Origin of the sequence: Lysinibacillus sp. Y5S-8, from assembly GCF_036894365.1 — a bacterium.
Lineage (GTDB): Bacteria > Bacillota > Bacilli > Bacillales_A > Planococcaceae > Lysinibacillus > Lysinibacillus fusiformis_D.
Genome location: NZ_CP145889.1, coordinates 4556481 through 4575026, shown reverse-complemented (window position 1 = coordinate 4575026; position 18546 = coordinate 4556481). Strand labels below are relative to the sequence as shown.

At 37.5% G+C, this 18546-nt stretch carries 15 protein-coding genes and 1 tRNA gene; 12 read left to right on the top strand and 4 right to left on the bottom strand.

The genetic code is table 11. The features are described 5' to 3' along the window. Window positions 1-465 precede the first annotated feature (465 nt). Window positions 466-2769, bottom strand: coding sequence for an RNA polymerase recycling motor HelD (gene helD / locus V6670_RS22485; RefSeq protein ID WP_141904542.1), 2304 nt, complete (start codon window positions 2767-2769; stop codon window positions 466-468). A gap of 580 nt (window positions 2770-3349) precedes the next feature. Between helD and V6670_RS22480 the strand changes: the two genes are divergently transcribed. From V6670_RS22480 to V6670_RS22460, 5 genes are all read left to right on the top strand, one after another. Beyond that, the gene (locus tag V6670_RS22480; RefSeq protein WP_141904541.1) at window positions 3350-4762 is read left to right on the top strand and encodes an AbgT family transporter; all 1413 of its coding nucleotides are present in this window, start codon (window positions 3350-3352) and stop codon (window positions 4760-4762) included. Between the two features lie 22 nt (window positions 4763-4784). Continuing rightward, window positions 4785-5963, top strand: a complete 1179-nt coding sequence (locus tag V6670_RS22475; RefSeq protein ID WP_338654729.1) for an amidohydrolase — start codon at window positions 4785-4787, stop codon at window positions 5961-5963. Between the two features lie 141 nt (window positions 5964-6104). Then, window positions 6105-7061, top strand: coding sequence for an AAA family ATPase (locus tag V6670_RS22470; protein WP_141904539.1), 957 nt, complete (start codon window positions 6105-6107; stop codon window positions 7059-7061). Window positions 7062-7081: 20 nt separating this feature from the next. Continuing rightward, a complete protein-coding gene (locus V6670_RS22465; RefSeq protein ID WP_141904538.1) occupies window positions 7082-7717 on the top strand; it encodes an RNA ligase family protein in 636 nt (211 codons plus the stop codon). Between the two features lie 94 nt (window positions 7718-7811). Beyond that, window positions 7812-7879: transfer RNA gene (locus V6670_RS22460), tRNA-Ser, on the top strand. A gap of 52 nt (window positions 7880-7931) precedes the next feature. Here the strand turns inward: V6670_RS22460 and V6670_RS22455 are convergent. Continuing rightward, window positions 7932-9122, bottom strand: coding sequence for a coenzyme F420-0:L-glutamate ligase (locus V6670_RS22455; RefSeq protein ID WP_141904537.1), 1191 nt, complete (start codon window positions 9120-9122; stop codon window positions 7932-7934). Window positions 9123-9244: 122 nt separating this feature from the next. On the opposite strand from V6670_RS22455, the gene V6670_RS22450 reads away from it, so the two are divergent. Further along, a complete protein-coding gene (locus V6670_RS22450) occupies window positions 9245-10162 on the top strand; it encodes a LysR family transcriptional regulator (RefSeq protein WP_058845141.1) in 918 nt (305 codons plus the stop codon). Between the two features lie 17 nt (window positions 10163-10179). Here V6670_RS22450 and V6670_RS22445 read toward each other — a convergent pair whose 3' ends face one another. Further along, window positions 10180-11061: a LysR family transcriptional regulator gene (locus tag V6670_RS22445; RefSeq protein WP_141904536.1), complete on the bottom strand. Its 882-nt coding sequence runs from the start codon at window positions 11059-11061 to the stop codon at window positions 10180-10182. Between the two features lie 113 nt (window positions 11062-11174). On the opposite strand from V6670_RS22445, the gene V6670_RS22440 reads away from it, so the two are divergent. Then, window positions 11175-12194, top strand: coding sequence for a YeiH family protein (locus V6670_RS22440; protein WP_141904535.1), 1020 nt, complete (start codon window positions 11175-11177; stop codon window positions 12192-12194). A gap of 86 nt (window positions 12195-12280) precedes the next feature. Here the strand turns inward: V6670_RS22440 and V6670_RS22435 are convergent, their stop codons facing one another. Beyond that, complete coding sequence (locus V6670_RS22435; RefSeq protein WP_036123876.1) at window positions 12281-12613, bottom strand: heme oxygenase; 333 nt, start codon at window positions 12611-12613, stop codon at window positions 12281-12283. A gap of 220 nt (window positions 12614-12833) precedes the next feature. On the opposite strand from V6670_RS22435, the gene V6670_RS22430 reads away from it, so the two are divergent. The 5 genes from V6670_RS22430 (at window position 12834) to V6670_RS22410 (ending at window position 18466) form a co-directional block, all read left to right on the top strand. Further along, window positions 12834-13520 carry a response regulator transcription factor gene (locus V6670_RS22430; RefSeq protein WP_141904534.1) on the top strand — a complete coding sequence of 229 codons (687 nt, stop codon included), beginning with the start codon at window positions 12834-12836 and terminating at the stop codon, window positions 13518-13520. Beyond that, window positions 13504-14919, top strand: coding sequence for a HAMP domain-containing sensor histidine kinase (locus V6670_RS22425; RefSeq protein WP_338652155.1), 1416 nt, complete (start codon window positions 13504-13506; stop codon window positions 14917-14919). The genes V6670_RS22430 and V6670_RS22425 overlap by 17 nt, the downstream gene beginning before the upstream one ends. A gap of 305 nt (window positions 14920-15224) precedes the next feature. Beyond that, complete coding sequence (locus V6670_RS22420) at window positions 15225-15926, top strand: polyphosphate polymerase domain-containing protein (protein ID WP_141904532.1); 702 nt, start codon at window positions 15225-15227, stop codon at window positions 15924-15926. Window positions 15927-15946: 20 nt separating this feature from the next. Beyond that, complete coding sequence (locus tag V6670_RS22415) at window positions 15947-16630, top strand: DUF4956 domain-containing protein (protein ID WP_036123865.1); 684 nt, start codon at window positions 15947-15949, stop codon at window positions 16628-16630. 72 nt (window positions 16631-16702) lie between these two features. Then, window positions 16703-18466: a CotH kinase family protein gene (locus tag V6670_RS22410; protein ID WP_338652154.1), complete on the top strand. Its 1764-nt coding sequence runs from the start codon at window positions 16703-16705 to the stop codon at window positions 18464-18466. The last annotated feature ends 80 nt before the right edge of the window (window positions 18467-18546 follow it).

The following is an 18546-nucleotide window of genomic DNA, read 5'->3' as shown; positions in this document are numbered from 1 at the left end:
TGAGCCACTTCACTCATTCCGTTCGCTCTAGGGTCTCAGCTGTGACGCTGGCTCCACTCAAACCAACCATGTGCAAAAGTGTCTTTTCCTTCTCTTTCATACTAGACGTAATGAATAAAATAGCCCATTATTTGTCTAATTAAAGAAAGGGTAGGCTCTTATTTTCAATGTAGAGAAGTGATGATTGACAACATACCACGATAAAATGAGTAGTGAATACCTCCATTCTTATGTGAAAACCTTTGCTAAAAAGTGACCATTTTGTGGGTTGGAGTGGAAGGCTACTTGACTCCCGTGGGATAGCGAGACAGGCGAGCCCCTGCACGGAGCGGTAGCGGAGGAAGCGGCTCAGCGCTCGCCCACAGGAAAGCAAGTAGCCTGCAACGGAAATCCATTTTTACCTTTCACAAGAATTCTATTGATAGTTTTGTTTTTCAGCACTATGACAGGAGGATCTGTTAGCTATCATTGAAGGAAATGCGTTAATTTGTTGATGGAATAAATGTGTAGCTCATGCATAGCCCTCGTGCAGGCTGTATAAAAATAGTACCGTTCGTTTTCCTTTGCGTAATTAGCAGCAGATGCATTATAGATAAGCACAGCATCAAATTCGATACCTTTCGCCATATAAGCTGGAAGTAATAAAATACCTTTTTTAAACTGCTTCGTATTATGGTTAATCAATTGAATATCTACTTGATTACTTAATTGCCCATATACTGCGGAGCATTCAGCAGCAGTTTTACAAATGACAGCAATGGTTTCAAATTTAGCTGAGAGGTGATGGATGTTTTGGGTAATTTCATCTATCAGTTCCAATTCATTAGGAACGACAGTAATTGATGGTTCTGGACCAGTTCGGTTAAATGCCTCAACTTCGCTACCATCATTTAAAATTTTTGCAGTGAGTTGAATGATTTGTTTTGTCGAACGATAGCTTTTCATTAAAATCATTTTTTCAGCCTGCTCACCATATAATTGAGGGTCGAGCAGGGAAGGGTTATCGAAGGTATGTGGATGAATCGTTTGATGTCCATCTCCTAAAATAGTCATACGTGCTTTTGGGAATAACTGCTGTAATACAGTCAGTTGGAATGGAGAATAATCTTGTGCTTCATCAATCAATACATGATGGATCATCGTATTAGTCTGCTGCCCTTCAATTTTGTCCTGTAAATATAAAAATGGTGCTGCATCCTCATAAGCTATAAAACGTTTTGCTAAATTTGGAAGTGTTTGCCGGCAAATATCCTCCCAATCGTTTGGCATAAGATGCTGTAAATCTTTAGTAATGGGGTTATTCAAATCAAAGAGTTGGCGATACGTGCCTAACATATGCACAAACTTTAATTGGTGAACGGAATTGCGTAACGGTTTAAAGTATTTTTTTACAATTTGTCTCGCTAATTTTTGTCGTTCTTGATCTAAATCATCGAATGAATTTTCAGTATAGCGCCCTTCGTATAAAAGCTCACTGTAAGACTTGGAGTAGTCCTCTTTATCTAATAGTTCAGTTGCTTCTTCTACCCATTCTTTTGTACGCTCAGCCTTTTCAAATTTCGTCAGTTGTTGCAATAACCATTCTTTTACGAATTGTAGGCGATTTGGTATCGACATAGTGGAAGGGAAAGAATAGAAGTATTCAGTAATTTCCTGCGCTGTAATAATTCGTTCCCCACGAAATACGATATTTTTAAATAATAAGCCCTTATTGGATAAATAGCTTACATATTGATCCATCAAATGCTTGTAAGCAAGGCTCGCTTTATAAGATATACTACTTAATTTTGATTGATAATAAGCTTCATCCTTTTCTGTTAAAAGGTCCTCTAATTGCTCGTACGGATATTCCAATTTAAACTGTCGACCTAATCGTTTTTCTACATACTCTATAAACGTTAATTGCTGCATATTGTCCTCGCCTAAATCAGGTAAGACCGTATGGACATATTGGTTAAAAAGTTGATTAGGTGTAATCAATAAAATTTGATCGGCAGTCATTTCATTGCGATAGCGATACAATAGATAAGCGACTCGTTGTAAAGCCACAGCTGTTTTACCACTACCCGCAACACCCTCTACAATAAGATAGCGTGATTGAACATGGCGAATAATTTTATTTTGCTCAGCTTGAATCGTTGCAACGATACTACGAATATGCTCGTTTGCATTTTGTGCAAGGATATCAAGCAATAAATCATCACCAATGGTAAGACCAGTATTAAACATCGATTGTAGCTGCCCATTTTTAATAATAAATTGCCGTTTCAGTAGCATTTCACCATGAATCTCTTCTGCCATTGTGTCGTAGGAGGCTTTACCTGGTGTGTAATCATAGTACATACTCGATATAGGTGCACGCCAATCATAAATAACTATATTTTCATCTTGTTCGTCCAATAAAGTGGCAACACCTATATAAATTTTTAATGGATCTTGCTGCCCATCTTGTAAAAAGTCAATACGAGCAAAATAGGGTGATTGTTGTAAACGCTCGTATACCTTAACATTCTGAATTGCACGCTGCTGTGCAAGCTCTGAGTCAGAGAGAAGCTCTACCTGTTGCTTAATCGCGAAAAAGGTTTCGTCAACATCTTCAGCAGTATCTAAATTGACTCTGACATCGTTCCAAAAAGTTTTCTTCAGAGCGACAGCATTTTCCTTGAAGCTCTTTTCTTTTAGCAATAATTCGTTCTTTTTGTGATCAATGAGGTTTAAACTTTGCTCAAGATGATGTTTTTCTTCTAGCCATTCATTTTGATTTTTCAACGTTTACTCACATTCCTCTCCATATTTTTCTCTTCTGTTAGTAGTAATCCTCACCTATAAATATGGTGAAAAGAAAATAATTGTGATTCTCCTTTAAATGGTTGTCCAAACACCTTTTTTAGTATATAAACGTATTTAACCTAAGAGGAAATGTAGGGTGATTGAATCAGGAAATTTATCATACATCTACTCCGCAATGAAGTATAGTCTAATAATTATTGTAAATTTATGCTATAATAAAATTATAAAGAAACCTAGAGTTTAACGATAAAGGCTGTTCCACAAATAAGTGGAGCAGTCTTTTTTATATGTAGGAAAGTCTAACATTATGCCTGTTTTTTAAGAATTTGTTATTAATATTTAGTTTTTATTTGTCCTAGAAGTAAAAATAAATTTAACTGAATTGTCGAAATATATTGACATTTCATCTTCTGTTTTTTATTCTTGTGTATAAAGTTTCCGTTAATCGGAATGTTTTTCCGTTTGGTGGAAACTTGTAGGTGTGTAAGAAATGCTTAATGGATACGTTGTCTGTGCCTCAGTTCAAAGCTAAAGAAAAAATTATTAGGGGGAGACGGTTATGGTAAACCTACAGCAAGATAAAAAAGAAGATGAACCACGGATAAAGGGAATTAATGCATTTGTATTAATGTTTATTATTATTTTAGTCATGTCGTTACTGACCTATATTTTACCAGCTGGACAATATGAAAGAGTTGAGAGTAATGGCAGAATGATAGTAGATCCAGAATCCTTTCAGTATATCAATTCAAATCCTATTGGCTTTCTAGAAATATTCAATAGTGTGCATCTGGGAATGCTTGAGGGTGCTTCTATTATTTTATTTGTCTTTTTATTCGGAGGCGCTTTAGGGGTAATGCAAAAGACTGGAGCTATTGATTCCTTTATTAAAGTTATGGCCTCGAAATTTGGAAAACAAGAGTACGTATTAATCCCTATTCTAGTTTTAATATTTGCTAGTTTAGGGACACTAATTGGCTCAGCAGAGGATACGCTTGTCTATATAGCGATTATTATCCCATTAACGATGGCACTCGGAATGGATGCGATTACAGGCTTTGCGATCGTCATGCTAGGTACATTAGCAACTGGCTTTACTTCAGGCATTACGAACCCATTTAACATTGGTGTAGCTCAAACTATTGCAGAGCTTCCAATGTATTCAGGAATGTCATATCGAATCATTGTGTTCATCGTTTTTTATAGTTTGACAGTACTTTATATATACAGGCATGCAAAAAAAGTGAAGAGTGACCCATCCAAAGGGATTTACGGAAAGTTTAAAAGAGAAGAGAGCATCAAAATTGATTTAGACTTTAAGATGAGTCCACGTCATTTGATAGCACTATTCGTATTATTGGGAAATTTTGTTGCATTGATTGTAGGGGTAATAAAGTATCAATGGTATATAAGTGAAATTGCTGGTGTCTTTCTATTAAGCAGCATTATTATGTCTATTATTTGTAAGATTGGACCGAATAAAATGGCTGAAGGATTTATTTCTGGTGCCCGGGATATGGTAGAAGGGGCATTAATTATCGGATTTGCCCAAACCATTTTAGTTATTACTACAAATGGAGGATTAATTGATACTATTCTTCATTTTGTTTCAAATACTGTAAGTGTATTACCTGCTTCTATCAATGCGATAGGAATGTTTTTGCTTCAGCTCTGTTTAAATTTCTTAGTACCTTCTGGAAGTGGACAAGCAGCGTTAACGATGCCGATCATGACACCTTTAGCGGATTTAATTGGTGTAACTAGGCAAACAGCCGTACTGGCTTTCCAGTTTGGTGATGGTATTTCAAATATGGTCATTCCAACAAGTGGCGTTTTATTAGCGGGACTAGCAATAGCAGGTATTCCATTTTCAAAATGGTTCAGATGGGTCTTTCCTTACTTCCTTATACAGACAGGCTTAGCGATTGTCTTATTAGTCATTGCGCATCTCATAAATTATGGACCATTTTAATAAAATAAATAATAAATTAGGAGTGATTAGATTGATAGAAACGGCTAATTTAAAACAACAGGTTATTGAATGGCGTCGGCATTTGCATATGCATCCTGAATTATCGCATCAAGAGCATAAGACAGCTCAATATATTTATGATCAATTAATAACGTTTCCTCATTTAGAAGTAAGACGTTTAACAGAAACAAGTGTATGTGCCTTTTTAAGAGGTACAAAAACAGAAGATAAAGGACATACCATTTTACTACGAGCTGATATTGACGCTTTGCCGATTGAAGAAGAAACGGATCTACCATTCAAATCAATAAATCCAGGAGTCATGCATGCGTGTGGACATGATGCTCATCCAGCCATGTTACTTGGTGCAGCAAAGGCATTGGCTGAGCGTGGGACCAATTTTAATGGAGAAATTCGTTTTGTTTTTCAGCATGCTGAAGAGGTGACACCAGGAGGGGCTGCTCAACTAGTTGCACTAGGAATAGTAGAGAATGTCGATTATGCTTTCGCTTTACACGTGAGCCCTGATTATGAAGTAGGGCAATTTGCTATGAAAGATGGTAAATTTACTGCAGCAGCAGATGATTTTGAAATTAAAATTTATGGTCGTGGCGGTCATGCATCAACACCAGAGGTCGCTATAGATCCTTTAATAATTGGTTCTGAAATAGTTGTAGCTTTGCAAACAATAGTGTCACGTAAAGTACCAAGTACACATGCACCTGTTTTAACTGTTGCAAAATTTCACTGTGGAACGGCATTAAATATTATTGCAGATACAGCAGAGCTTGGAGGAACAATCCGTTCCCTAGATGCGAAAATTCGTGTGGATACACGAAAACATTTAGAAAAGATAGTGACAGGTATTGCAACTATGCACGGTGCAAAAGTAGACATTAATTGGGAACTAGGTTGCCCTTCCGTCTCAAATGATAAGGAATTAACGGCATTATCTCGTCGTATAGCTGGAGAGATTGTTGGCGCTACAGGTGTGAAGGTATTGCCTGAACCCATATTTGGCACAGAGGATTTTGCCGATTTTTCAGAAGTTGTTCCCTCATCTATGCAATTTATCGGGGTACATAACGTAGAGTTTGGTGAAGCGTACCCATTGCACCATCCTCGTTTTAAAATAGATGAAGAAGCTCTTATATATGGTGTTCGTTACTTTGAAAATATAGCACGGACACTTTGCCCATAAGTGACGTAAGCTAAAAAATAATGAAGGCATGAGTATTGGTGTGGTAATGACTCATGCCTTTTAAATTGCTTACAGTATGTATTGAAAACTAAAGGATTGTTCTTTTAATACGATATAGAAACTTGAAGGGAGGTGCAGAGGATGAAGGTAATCTTTACAGTGGGGTTGCCTGGAAGTGGAAAAAGTACATTTGTGAAACAGCTAGCGAAAAGTGAAAATGCGATTATTCTTTCCAGTGATGCAATACGTCAGGAATTGTTTGGTGATGCCACTAAGCAAAAATCACGTGTAGTCTTTCGCACGTTATATGAGCGTCTGAATGATTTAGTGGCAAAAGGTTATTCTGTCATTGTAGATGCCACCAATATAGAGCGGGAGCGCAGAATGTTTGCACTCCGCAAATTGCCGAGTGCGGTTAAGAAGGAATGCTATTACTTTGATACCCCTTATTCAATCTGTGTAGCCAGAAACCAACGACGGAAGCGGCATGTACCATTATTGGTGATGGAAAAAATGAGAAAGCATCTAGAGTTTCCTACAGCAGGAGAAGGGTTTGATGAAGTGCATATTGTACATGAATCAAGTCCCTATGATATCTCTCGACAGCAATTTGTCTCACTTATACAAAGCCAACCCACTTATGAAGAACTGTTTCAAACACTTCGATCAGTCCCACTTTTTAAAGAAATTTATCATTTCAATCAAGAAAACCCATACCATCAATTTTTACTATGTCAGCATACGTATTTCGTGTTTGCCTATATCAATGAATACTATTTGGAAAGTGATAAACTGGCACTACAATTGGCTGCATTGTTCCATGATGTCGGCAAACCATTTTGCAAAAAATATAAACCATTGCAACAACGATATGGCTATTATGGGCATGAAAATGTATCTGCCCAATTGGTTTGTCATTTTCTTGTAGAGTTGGGCTTTGAAGAGGATTTTGTGTTGAAGGTTGTTCATTTAGTGCAATTTCATATGTTAATCCAGTATGGGGGCGATAAAGGCGGAAGCCAAATTTATCACTTATTAGATGGTGATTTATTAACAAGACTTTATTTCTTCCGAGAGGCAGATCAATTTGCTAAATAAAAAGGAAAGGAAGTGGAATTATGACGAAATTAATGAAATACCCAAGAAGCTTTCATTTACCATGGAGCAGGGGCTATACCCACGATGATAAAGTTGCTAAAAATGTGAATCATTTTATAGGAAAAGAAGTGGTGGTCACTGAAAAACTAGATGGGGAAGGCACTACGCTTTACAAAGACTATATGCATGCCAGAAGCATCCATTCAGCCAATCATCCTTCTAGACATTGGATAAAAACATTTCATGCAAGTTTTGCGTATCGAATTCCTAATGATTGGCGCTTATGTGGAGAAAATATGTATGCGAAGCATTCCATTTATTATCAAGCCTTAACAAGTTATTTTTATTTATTTAGTATTTGGAATGAAGATAATATTTGTTTAAGTTGGGATGAAACAGTCGCTTTTGCAGCCGAGTTAGGTATTGAAACAGTACCCGTTTTATATCGGGGTATTTTTGATGAAGGACAAATAAAACGGACATTTACTGGTAAATCCATTTTTGATGGTGAACAAGAGGGGTATGTGATTAGAAACGTTGCCTCCTTCCATTATGATGATTTTCGCTATAATTTAGGGAAATTTGTGAGACCACAACATGTTCAAACAAGCGATCATTGGCTACAGGAAGAAATGATTCCAAATGGCTTAAAATAAAATGGATCTAACGAAATTACTTTGATCAATGATTAAATAAAAAGGACTGAGAAAAATGTAATACTAAATCGATTACTACAAAATTATATAATATGAGGAAGTGTGCAAGGAATGCATATCCCTTTTGAAAAGGGCTTGCAGGTTCGATTCCTGTCATCCTCACGCAAAGGTAAATAAAAATGAACTCTCATTCCTACACGAGAGTTCATTTTTTTTATTTAGTATAGTTATCGAAGTAACCTTGAATATAAATCATAGGTGTTCCTTTGTCACCTGAGCCAGATGTTAGATCAGATAGCGAACCGATTAGGTCTGTTAAGCGACGAGGTGTTGTTCCTTGTGCAGCCATTTGACCCGTTAAATCTTCATCTTTATTTTGAATGTATTCAGAAATAGCGGCTTTTAATTCTTCACCTCGAAGGTTAGCAAAGTCGTTATCTGCTAAGTATTTCAATTTAACTTCGTTTGGTGTCCCATGCAATCCAGCCGTGAACGCTGGTGAAACAACAGGGTCTGCAAGCTCCCAAATTTTACCCACTGGATCTTTAAATGCACCGTCACCATAAATCATGACTTCTACCGTTTTGCCTGTTGCCTCTTTAATTTTTGCTTGGATTCCATCAACAATCGGCTGACAAGTATGGGGGAATAGTTTTACACTATCCTCTGTCGCTTTGTTAGAGCCAAGAAGACCATATTCTGCATTGAAGCCAGACCCATTAATAGACTCAGCTAAAATATTATCAAGGCTGTAAACTTTTTCAGCACCGTTTGCTGTTAAAATGCGCTTTGTACGGAAGCGTGTATGAATATCACATGTTAATACACTCTTTGTATAATTTAAAATTGTTTTTGGGTTATTAGAGAAGATGACTTCACATTTAGCGCCTTCTGCTTCAATTAACTCTTTATAGTATTCAATATAATCTACACCGGTGAATGTATGTTTTTTGTAGCCAAAATGTTCACGGAATTCAACCTCATTTAATGTATCTGTCCAAGGGTTAATGCCTTTTACATCTAACTCATCAATATCTACAAGGTGATTACCTACTTCATCGGATGGGTAGCTTAGCATTAGTACAACCTTTTTAACACCTTTGGCAATACCACGTAAACAGTTGGCAAAGCGGTTTCGACTTAAAATCGGGAAAATAACGCCGACAGTATCATCGCCGAACTTAGCTGCCACATCTACAGCGATATTATCTATTGTCGCATAGTTACCTTGTGCACGTGCTACAACAGATTCAGTTACTGTGACAATATCACGATCCTCGATTGCATAGCCTTCAATTGTCGCAGCATTTAACACTGTATCTACAACGATTTGTTCAATATTATCGCCTTCGTTAATAATAGGACCACGAAGACCTCTTACAACTGTACCGATTACACGTTCCAACTTAATCTCTCCTCATTCTATCAATCGTAAAGTGAAATAAAATCCATATGATTTTACTATACGCTCCAGTAATGATATAAGTAAAATTAATAGTTCATATAATAGCTATAAGAGGTGCTTATATGATAGGGAAATTAGATTTATATCGTATTTTTAGTGTTGTAGCAAAAAATAATAGCTTTTCGAGTGCGGCTAAGGATTTATATATGACACAGCCTGCTGTTAGTCAGGCAATGATGCAATTGGAGAAGGAGCTTGGAACACGTCTTTTTAATCGAACTCCAAAAGGTGTGACGCTGACAACAGAGGGTAGTCTTCTCTTTGAATATACGAATTCAGCTTTAGGGCTTTTAGATGCTGGTGAAGAAAAGTTGCTAGAATTTAAAAATTTAACAACAGGGCAATTAAAACTAGGAGTAGGAGATACCATTTCACGCTTCTTTTTAATGCCTTATTTAGAAGCATTCCATACAATGTATCCGAATATCAAATTACAAATGTTAAATGGTACAACATCTGAAATATGCAATTTTATTAAATCGGGTGAGGTTGATATCGGATTTTGCAATTTTCCAATAGAAGATTCAACTTTACAGTTAACCGTATGCACGAATATTCAAGATATCTTCGTGTGTGGGGAGAAATACAAGACACTTGCGTCTAAAAGTTTAAGCTATGAGGATCTTTTGAAATTTCCACTTATCTTTCTAGAGAAAAAATCGAATTCACGAAAGTATGTGGAAGACTATCTCTTTGCAAGAGGTATCCATATTGAACCCGAATTTGAGCTAGGTTCACATGATTTGGTGCTAGAGTTTGCTCGTAGTAATCTCGGTATTGCATGTGTAACCAAGGAATTTTCAAAGGACTATCTCCAGCGAGGTCTTCTCTACGAATTAACCTTAATGGAAAGTATTCCAACAAGGAGTATTGGTATGTGTTATTTGAAAACAGTACCTCTTTCTAGAGCAGCGACAAAATTTGTGGAAATCATTGAAACTAAGCGTTTGAATACGAGAAGAACCATAAAGAAAGCTTAGCGACGAGAAAAAGTCAGCTAAGCTTTCTTTATTAATGTATCTATGAGTATGTCGACATTGCGCTTATTTTTCATCGTTGGTGAGCAAAGATAAGAAAATGTCCGCAGAAAATGCTGTCCTTCAAGGGGCAAAATGGTCATATCTTCATTTTTTAATTCACGTTCAATAACACAAGCGGATAGTAAGGAAAGACCAAGTCCCTGCATAACGCTCTCTTTGACCCCCTGATTACTACTAATCGTCAAAAGTGATTGGATTTGTAGACCGTTAGCTCTGAATAAATGATCTAAATAATAACGTGTCCCAGAGCCTTCTTCACGGGCAACCCAGTTTTGCTGTTGAAGTTTATCGGGGGTAATGGGTTGTTGCTTTGTCAGTGGATGATTACTGGCACTGACAATAAATAGTTCATCCTGCATAAATGGCTTAATTACCAGTTCATTATCCTGTGCTTGCCCTTCTATCAGACCAATATCAACTTGCAATAATTTTGTATATTGAATGATTTCTTTTGTATTGCCAATAATAATTTGAAGCTCAAGTTGTGGGAACTGTTGCTGCAAGCTTGCTATGATGGGGGGCAATATATATTCGCCGATCGTAAAGCTTGCTCCAATGACTAATGTACCTTGTACCTCTTGATGATAGGCCGCAATATCCTCTTTCGCCGCTTCAGTTATAGCCATGATTTGCTTCGCTCGTTTATATAGAATTTCACCAGTTGGTGTAATTTGCACGGATTTTGGTGAACGAATAAACAAGGTTGTTTGTAATTCCTGCTCTAGGTTTTTAATGTGTAAGCTAACACTTGGCTGTGAAATATGAAGTATTTCAGAGGTTTTCGTAAAATTATTGACCTCAACTAGTGTGACGAACGTTTTTAAAGATTCGTATTGCATACTTTCACCTCTATTATTAGAAATATTAATGATAATGATTATATATATGTATTTTACTAATAGTTCGCTTTTTATTAAAGTAATAATCAACAAGGGAGAAAGAAGTGAACAACATGGTTAGTAGACAGAATAAAGTGAAATCCACCCTTAATCCTAATTTCTTGAAGGGAGTATTGTTAACACTCCTTATTGCTTTAGTAGCGAAATATATTGCCACATTTCCTTTCTTTTCAATATTAGGTCAGTTGGTTATTGCCATTATATTAGGAATGGCTTGGAGAGCAGCTTTTAAAGTACAAGATTCATGGCAAGTGGGTATTGCCTTCTCTAGTAAGAAGCTATTACGGCTTGGCATTATTTTATTGGGCATGCGCTTAAATTTGGCAGACATTTATCATGCAGGGGCAAATGTTTTTTTGATTGCAGTTATTAATTTAGTATTTGCTTTACTAGTTGTGTACGGATTAACAAAAATGTTTAAAGTGGAACAGAAGCTAGGGATATTAACGGCTTGTGGGACAGCAATTTGTGGGGCTGCCGCTGTAGTGGCAATCGCACCTCAAATAAAAGCAAATGAAAAAGAAATGGCAGTAGGGGCAGCAATTGTTGCCTTATTAGGGACTATATTTACGCTTATTTATACAGTTATCTATTCCATCATCGACTTAACTCCAACGGAGTATGGTATTTTTGCAGGTGGTACATTACATGAAATTGCCCATGTTATTGCAGCAGCGTCTGCTGGTGGAAATGAAGCAATTGATATAGCGGTTATTGTGAAATTAACACGTGTTGCTCTACTTGTACCAGTAGCGATTATGATCGGTATTTTCTATCGAAGAATAGACAAAAATGAAGAGAAAAGGGCATTTTCCTTCTCCATCATTCCGTGGTTTATTTTAGGGTTTTTAGCGATGAGTGCTATTAATTCATTGGGGATTATACCAGCTAATGTAGCGCAAGCATTTGTCAATATTGCGTATATTTTAATCGCTATGGCCATGGCTGGTCTTGGGTTAAATGTGGACATTAAAACCTTTAAGGAGCTAGGTGTAAAGGCATTTATTGCTGGTTTAATTGGCTCTGTTTGTTTATCCGTTTTGGGTTATATACTAGTCATTATTTTATCTTAAAAAAAAGACCCTGCATAGTAGTTCAACATGCAGGGCTTTTTAGATAGAATCAGAAGATAATGTATAAATAATTTAATTGTCGTTCATTAACGTAAAGCTTCGATGGAAGATGCTAATTCAGCCACCACGATTTTGCTGCCAATCATTGGGCTGTCCGCTTTTTCTCCCTCAGAGCCTGAACTTGGACGCTGATGGGCTGCAGCGAATGCATCGCTATTACGCCATGCTTGGAAATGCTCCTTGGATTCCCAATACATATTAACACTCATCTCGTCATAAGTAGGATCGTCAGTTGAAATTAACACCTCTACTTTATGGAAGCCTTCAAATTGTTGTAGTGGACCTGGCTTTGTAAAGTTAGGTGCCATTTTCGCAGCAAAACCGGGTTTCACTTGAATACGATTAGTTACAATAATCATGCTTTTACCCCCCTTAATTTCATTTACTTAAATTTTGAATGAATTATCATTGATTATCATTCGCAATCAATGATAAGTGGCTTAGGAAGACATTGTCAATAGATGCCCCTCTATATATTATCTCATAGCAGTTTATGGGCTGTATATAGGCTGACATTTAACTGACATAATCTGGTGCTATAATGAATGTAAGAGCGAACTAGTATCGAGGTGAATGACTATGGCAACTATTTTAGTAGTAGAAGATGAATATGCAATAAGTCAGGTGTTAAAGGTATATTTACAAAAAGTGAGTTATGATGTGACACAATGTTTCAATGGTGGTCAAGCCTTGGACATGTTTCGGGAAATACAGCCAGACCTAGTATTGCTAGATATTATGTTGCCAGAGAAAAACGGCTGGTCCATTTTAAAGGAAATTAGAGAGCTAAGTACTTGCCCTGTTATTATGTTGACAGCATTAGGTGAAGTAAACTACCGCTTAGAAGGGTTTGACCATGGAGCAGACGATTATATTGTTAAGCCTTTTATTGCAGATGAAGTTGTTGCAAGGGTGAGGGCTGTTTTAAGACGTGCTGAAGGAAGCACAGACTCATCCGTTATAAAACGTTATGGTTCTTTAACCATTGATAGTAAAGCACATAGGGTATTTCTTGGTGAAGAAGAAATTGTATTAACGCCAAGAGATTTATCAGTGCTTATGTTTTTAGCAGACCATCCCAATCAAACATTTACCCGTGATCAGCTCATAGATCAAGTTTGGGGTTGGGAGTATGAAGGTAGTGATCGAGCCGTAGATTTAGCTATAAAGAGGCTTAGAAGGGCATTAAAGGAATGGGATGGGGCAGAAGGAGAAATAAAGACACTACGTGGATTGGGGTATCAGCTAAGTGTTCAAAAAAAATAAGCGAATATCTTTACTCCAATATTGGACGAGTCGTTATTTATTAACACTTTTTATTGGCTTAGCTATAATTTCCTTCATCTCGGCCGCATGGATTCGTCATACAACATTTGAAAATCGATTAGAATTGATGGAGTTTTTAGCAGACGAGACGGTCTATCGTTTAACTGATACAACAAATCCTAGTAATGGGCCGATAAATGGTATTCCAGGCTTTATTGGGGACCGTGAGCGCTTCAATATGAGAGAGATTGATCCGATTTTGTATGTTGTTGACACAGAAGGCAATATACTGACGAGCAACCGCCCTGTGCCTCCTGGCAGTGCCAAAAATGCGACTGGTTTGTTGGATGGAGAAGAAGGGACGAAGGAAGTAACTGGGGGAAGAGAGCCCGAATATGTGGTTACAAGAAAGATAGAAAATAATGATCAGTTATTGGGCTGGGTTCTCGTGATGGAGAAGAAGGTAAATTTAACAAGGGTTAACCAAGCATATGGACAGCTTGCCTTATTGATTGGAGCCTTGGCTTTATTAGGCTGGATAGCTATTTACTTTTTATCAAAGCGTTTAGCCCGTCCAATCAAGCAAGTAGCAGAGGCAGCCAAGCATGTCCAGGAAGGTCATTATGCTGTTGATTTACCTCAAGATAGTAAAGAAAAAGAAGTCTATGAGCTTGTTACATCCTTTAAAAATATGGCGAGTAAGCTAGAACAACTAGAGAAAACGCGAACGGAATTATTAGCAGGTGTCACTCATGAATTGAAAACACCTGTCACCTCGATAAGTGGTCTATTACAAGCTGTAAAAGATGGCGTTGTAACAGGGCAGGATGCGATAGAGTTCATTGAAATGGCGATGGTTGAAACAACAAAAATGAAAACAATGGTTGGTGATTTACTTGCCTTTAACCACTTTGCTGTGGATGCTATCCCCGTGAAGATCGAATCTGTAGATGTTAATCAGTTATTGCGTGATACAGTGGCTCAGTGGGAAGTAATGCAGGATGATGATCTTGTAAGTGTGAATTTGCATTTATTAGATCAACCAGTACTGGTAGAGGCTGATATTGTTCGTATCCAACAAATCATGACAAACCTTTTAACGAATGCCAAACAGGCGATGGACAAAGGAACAATCACCTTAACGCTGACAGATCAAGGGGATACGTTATCGATGATAGTCAAAGATACAGGGCGCGGTATCCCTCTGGAGGATCAGGCATTTATTTTTGAGCGTTTTTATAGAGGAGAAAATAAAAAATATACAGTTCGAGGCTTGGGTTTAGGACTACCACTTAGTAAAATGATGGCACAATCCGTCGGGGGTGATTTACGATTAATCGAAAGCAAGACCTCTGGTACATCCTTTGAATTAGTATTACAAAAGGCTACTACGCTGTAAGAGCGTGGTAGCTTTTTTATGTTGATGCAGCCAATCATTGTACCGAGAGTAGAGGAAGACGATAGTTATTTTTTTGCATTTCTCATAGAGATGGTGGTGAGCATTGAATTGTAAAAAATAGTTGAAGAATATGTAAAGCCGACATCTGCCTGACACAAAGGCTCTTTATAGTAAATGGTGTAGACGAGGAGTAAACAAAAGGACGAGCCTTATGAAGGTTTTGTCATCTTCATGTACTAGTTGGTAAACAATTCAAATGGGAAAGTAGCTGTCAGTATAATACTAAGACAAGGGAGCGTGATGAGATGCCGATAGTAACTTCATTTAATCCAAATGGTCGCCAAGAGATTAAACAAGCAATCTCCTACCCAGATTATGCTCTATTAAAAGCCAAGATTCAGCATGTTATGCAGCTAGACCAACATGCGGGCAAGAACGGTAAATATTTGATCCGTAGTACGTATTTCGATAATTTGTCCAATAAAGTGCTAAATGAGAAAAAAGAGGGCTATATCAATCGAGATAAATATCGGGTACGCATATACGGGAAATCTAGTGCCATTATTAATTTAGAGCGAAAAAGTAAGCGTAACAATGTCACTTTTAAATCGAAGTGTAAAATATCTCAGGCTGAGTACGAACAAATGCGTGTCGGGGATATATCCTGGATGGAGAATGACGACCGAGCGCTAATTCGAGACTTATATCAAGAAATGAATTATAGCCAGCTTAGACCTACAACGGTAGTAGACTATGAGCGAGAGGCATACATTTATCCGTTCGGAAATGTCCGCGTAACGTTTGATAGTAAGGTCCAATCGAGTCTACGCAACACAGATATGTTTAATCAAAACCTGCCGATGGTAGATGTACTGGAGCCGAACCTTGTGATTTTAGAGGTAAAGTATGATGAATATTTACCAGACATTATCAAGTATTTACTACAATCTGTAGATACACATGCAGAGGCCTATTCCAAATATCAGCTTAGTCGTATGTACGGCTAAATACAAAGGAGAATGAACAAATGGATACAATTAAATTTAGCGATATATTTAAATCCAACTTTTTAGAAAAAACAACATCATTTTCATTAATCGATTCTATTATTGGCTTAGTAGTGGCATTTTTTATAGGGCTTTTCATTTACGCCGTTTATAAGAAAACTTTTAATGGTGTCATTTACTCTCATTCATTCAATATCTCATTACTTATTATGACAATGGCAACTGCACTTGTAATTATGGGGATTAGTTCAAATGTTTTGTTATCACTTGGTATGGTTGGTGCTTTATCCATCGTACGTTTCAGAACACCTATTAAAGATCCAATGGATTTAGTCTATATTTTCTGGGCAATTGTTTCTGGTATTTTATGTGGAGCAGGGTTTATTCCATTAGTAATTATCGGTGCTGTGTTAATCGGTCTTGTACTACTAGTGTTCGTGAATAAAATTACGGTAGAGAATCCTTATTTATTGATTGTAAAGTTTGAAGAAGAGCTAGCAAATGCTGAGGTGGAGCGAATTATTGCTGCACAAACAAAAAAATTCGCCCTCAAATCAAAATCCATTATGCATAATGATGAAATTGAAACAACTTACGAAATTCGTGTAAAGCAAAATGATGCGAAGCTGATGGATGAACTAACAAAAGTAGCTGGTGTTAAATCAGCCATTATGCTTAGCTACGATGGGAATTTCACAGCGTAATGACCTCATTAACAAAAAGGACTACGATGAGAGGTGATGGCTATGATTAAAACACGAATTGTCTACCTGTGCATGGCAATTTTACTCCTTCTCTTTGTCGTGATATATGCTGTGCTTCCAAATGCAGGAATTGAAACGAAAAATTCCGAGTTCTCCTATGAGGATATGGTATTTAATAGCAATAAAGTAACCACTGTCGATATCGAGATTGCTGAGGAAGATTGGACTGACATGCTTGAAAATGCAGCGGACGAGGAATTAAAACAGGCGGATATTACAGTAAACGGCAAGAAAATTGAGAATGTTGCTATTCGCACAAAAGGGAATTTATCATTACGATCAGTTGTCAATAGTGACTCGGATCGTTATAGTTTAAAAATCGATTTTGATTACTATGATGATACTCAAAGCTTATATGGTTTGAAAAAATTAAATTTAAATAATAATTATAGTGATGCTACATTGATGCGGGAATATATCTCCTATGAAATGATGGAGCAAATGGGCTTACCAACACCGGCACACTCCTATATGTATGTCACAGTAAATGGTGAGGAACGAGGCTTGTTTTTAGGAGTGGAAGCAGTAGATGAGACATTCCTAGCCAATAACTATGGTTCCAATGATGGCTTTTTATTTAAGCCAGATGGAACTGGCAGTGATTTGAAATATATTAGTGATGATATTGCAGACTATACAGGAATGGGATTAAAAACAAATGAAGGTCATATTGATCAATCCAAGCTTGTGGAGATGCTAAATGCTATTAATAACGGTGGAGACATCGGAAAATACCTTGATGTCGATGAAATGTTACGTTATTTCGCTGTCAATACAGCACTTGTCAATTTAGATAGTTACCAGGGTAATATGAAACATAACTATTATTTGTATGAACAGAATGGTGTGTTTTCAATTATTCCATGGGATTACAATATGTCCTTCGGCGGCTTTGGTGTTGTCGGTGGAGGCGGTAGAATGGGTGGAGAAAACAGTCAAAATCCAGCTGATGCTCCCACAACTTTAGAAGAACCAGCAGCACAAAACAATGAACAACTTAATCAGGCAGGTGGGGTGAAGTTACAACAGCCAGATGGAGGCTTCAATAGGGGAATGGAAATGGGGATGTCAAGCAGCCTGTTAGCCGAGAGTGCTATTAATTTTAGTGTGAAAACCCCTGTGTCTGGCACAACGTTAGAGGAGCGGCCACTGCTGAATGCCTTGCTTACTAATGAAGAGTACCGTGCTAAATATGAAGGTTATCTAGAAGAGCTAGCGACAACCTATTTAACAGAGGATTATGTACAAGCTATTACTAAAAACTTAGCACTATTAATAACGACCTATGTGGAGGCAGATCCCACAAAATTCTCTACTACAGAGCAATTCTTAGAGGCAGTTGAAGGTGAAAATAGCTTACCTGAATTCGCTAAACAGCGCTCCCAATCTATTTTAAAGCAGCTATCTGGAGAGCTGGTTGTAGAAGCGTCTACGACATCACAAGGAAATATGGGAGCACCAACTCCAAATGAAAATGGTGAGATGAATTCGATGCCAGAGAATTTTGATCCGAGTCAGCTACCAAAGGATTTTGATCCATCTCAGAGCCCGCCGTTTAATAGAGAGGGCAATGGCCCACGAGAAGGACAAAATGGCGAATCAATGCAACGCCCTGATGGAAGCGGAGGCCCAATCAGTATGCCAGGTGAAAATGATGGAGCGTCTAATCAAGCAACTGTAATTGATAAAAATACAGTGTTTACAGCCACAGCCTGCCTTGTACTGCTTCTCTTAGCACTTCTCTTTGTTGTTAAATTTAAACGCAGAGGTCGTTGAAAAAATAACCATATCCAACATGTTTGGGTATGGTTTTTGCATTTTCTCGTGTTAAAATAAAGCATTCTTTTCTGAGGAGT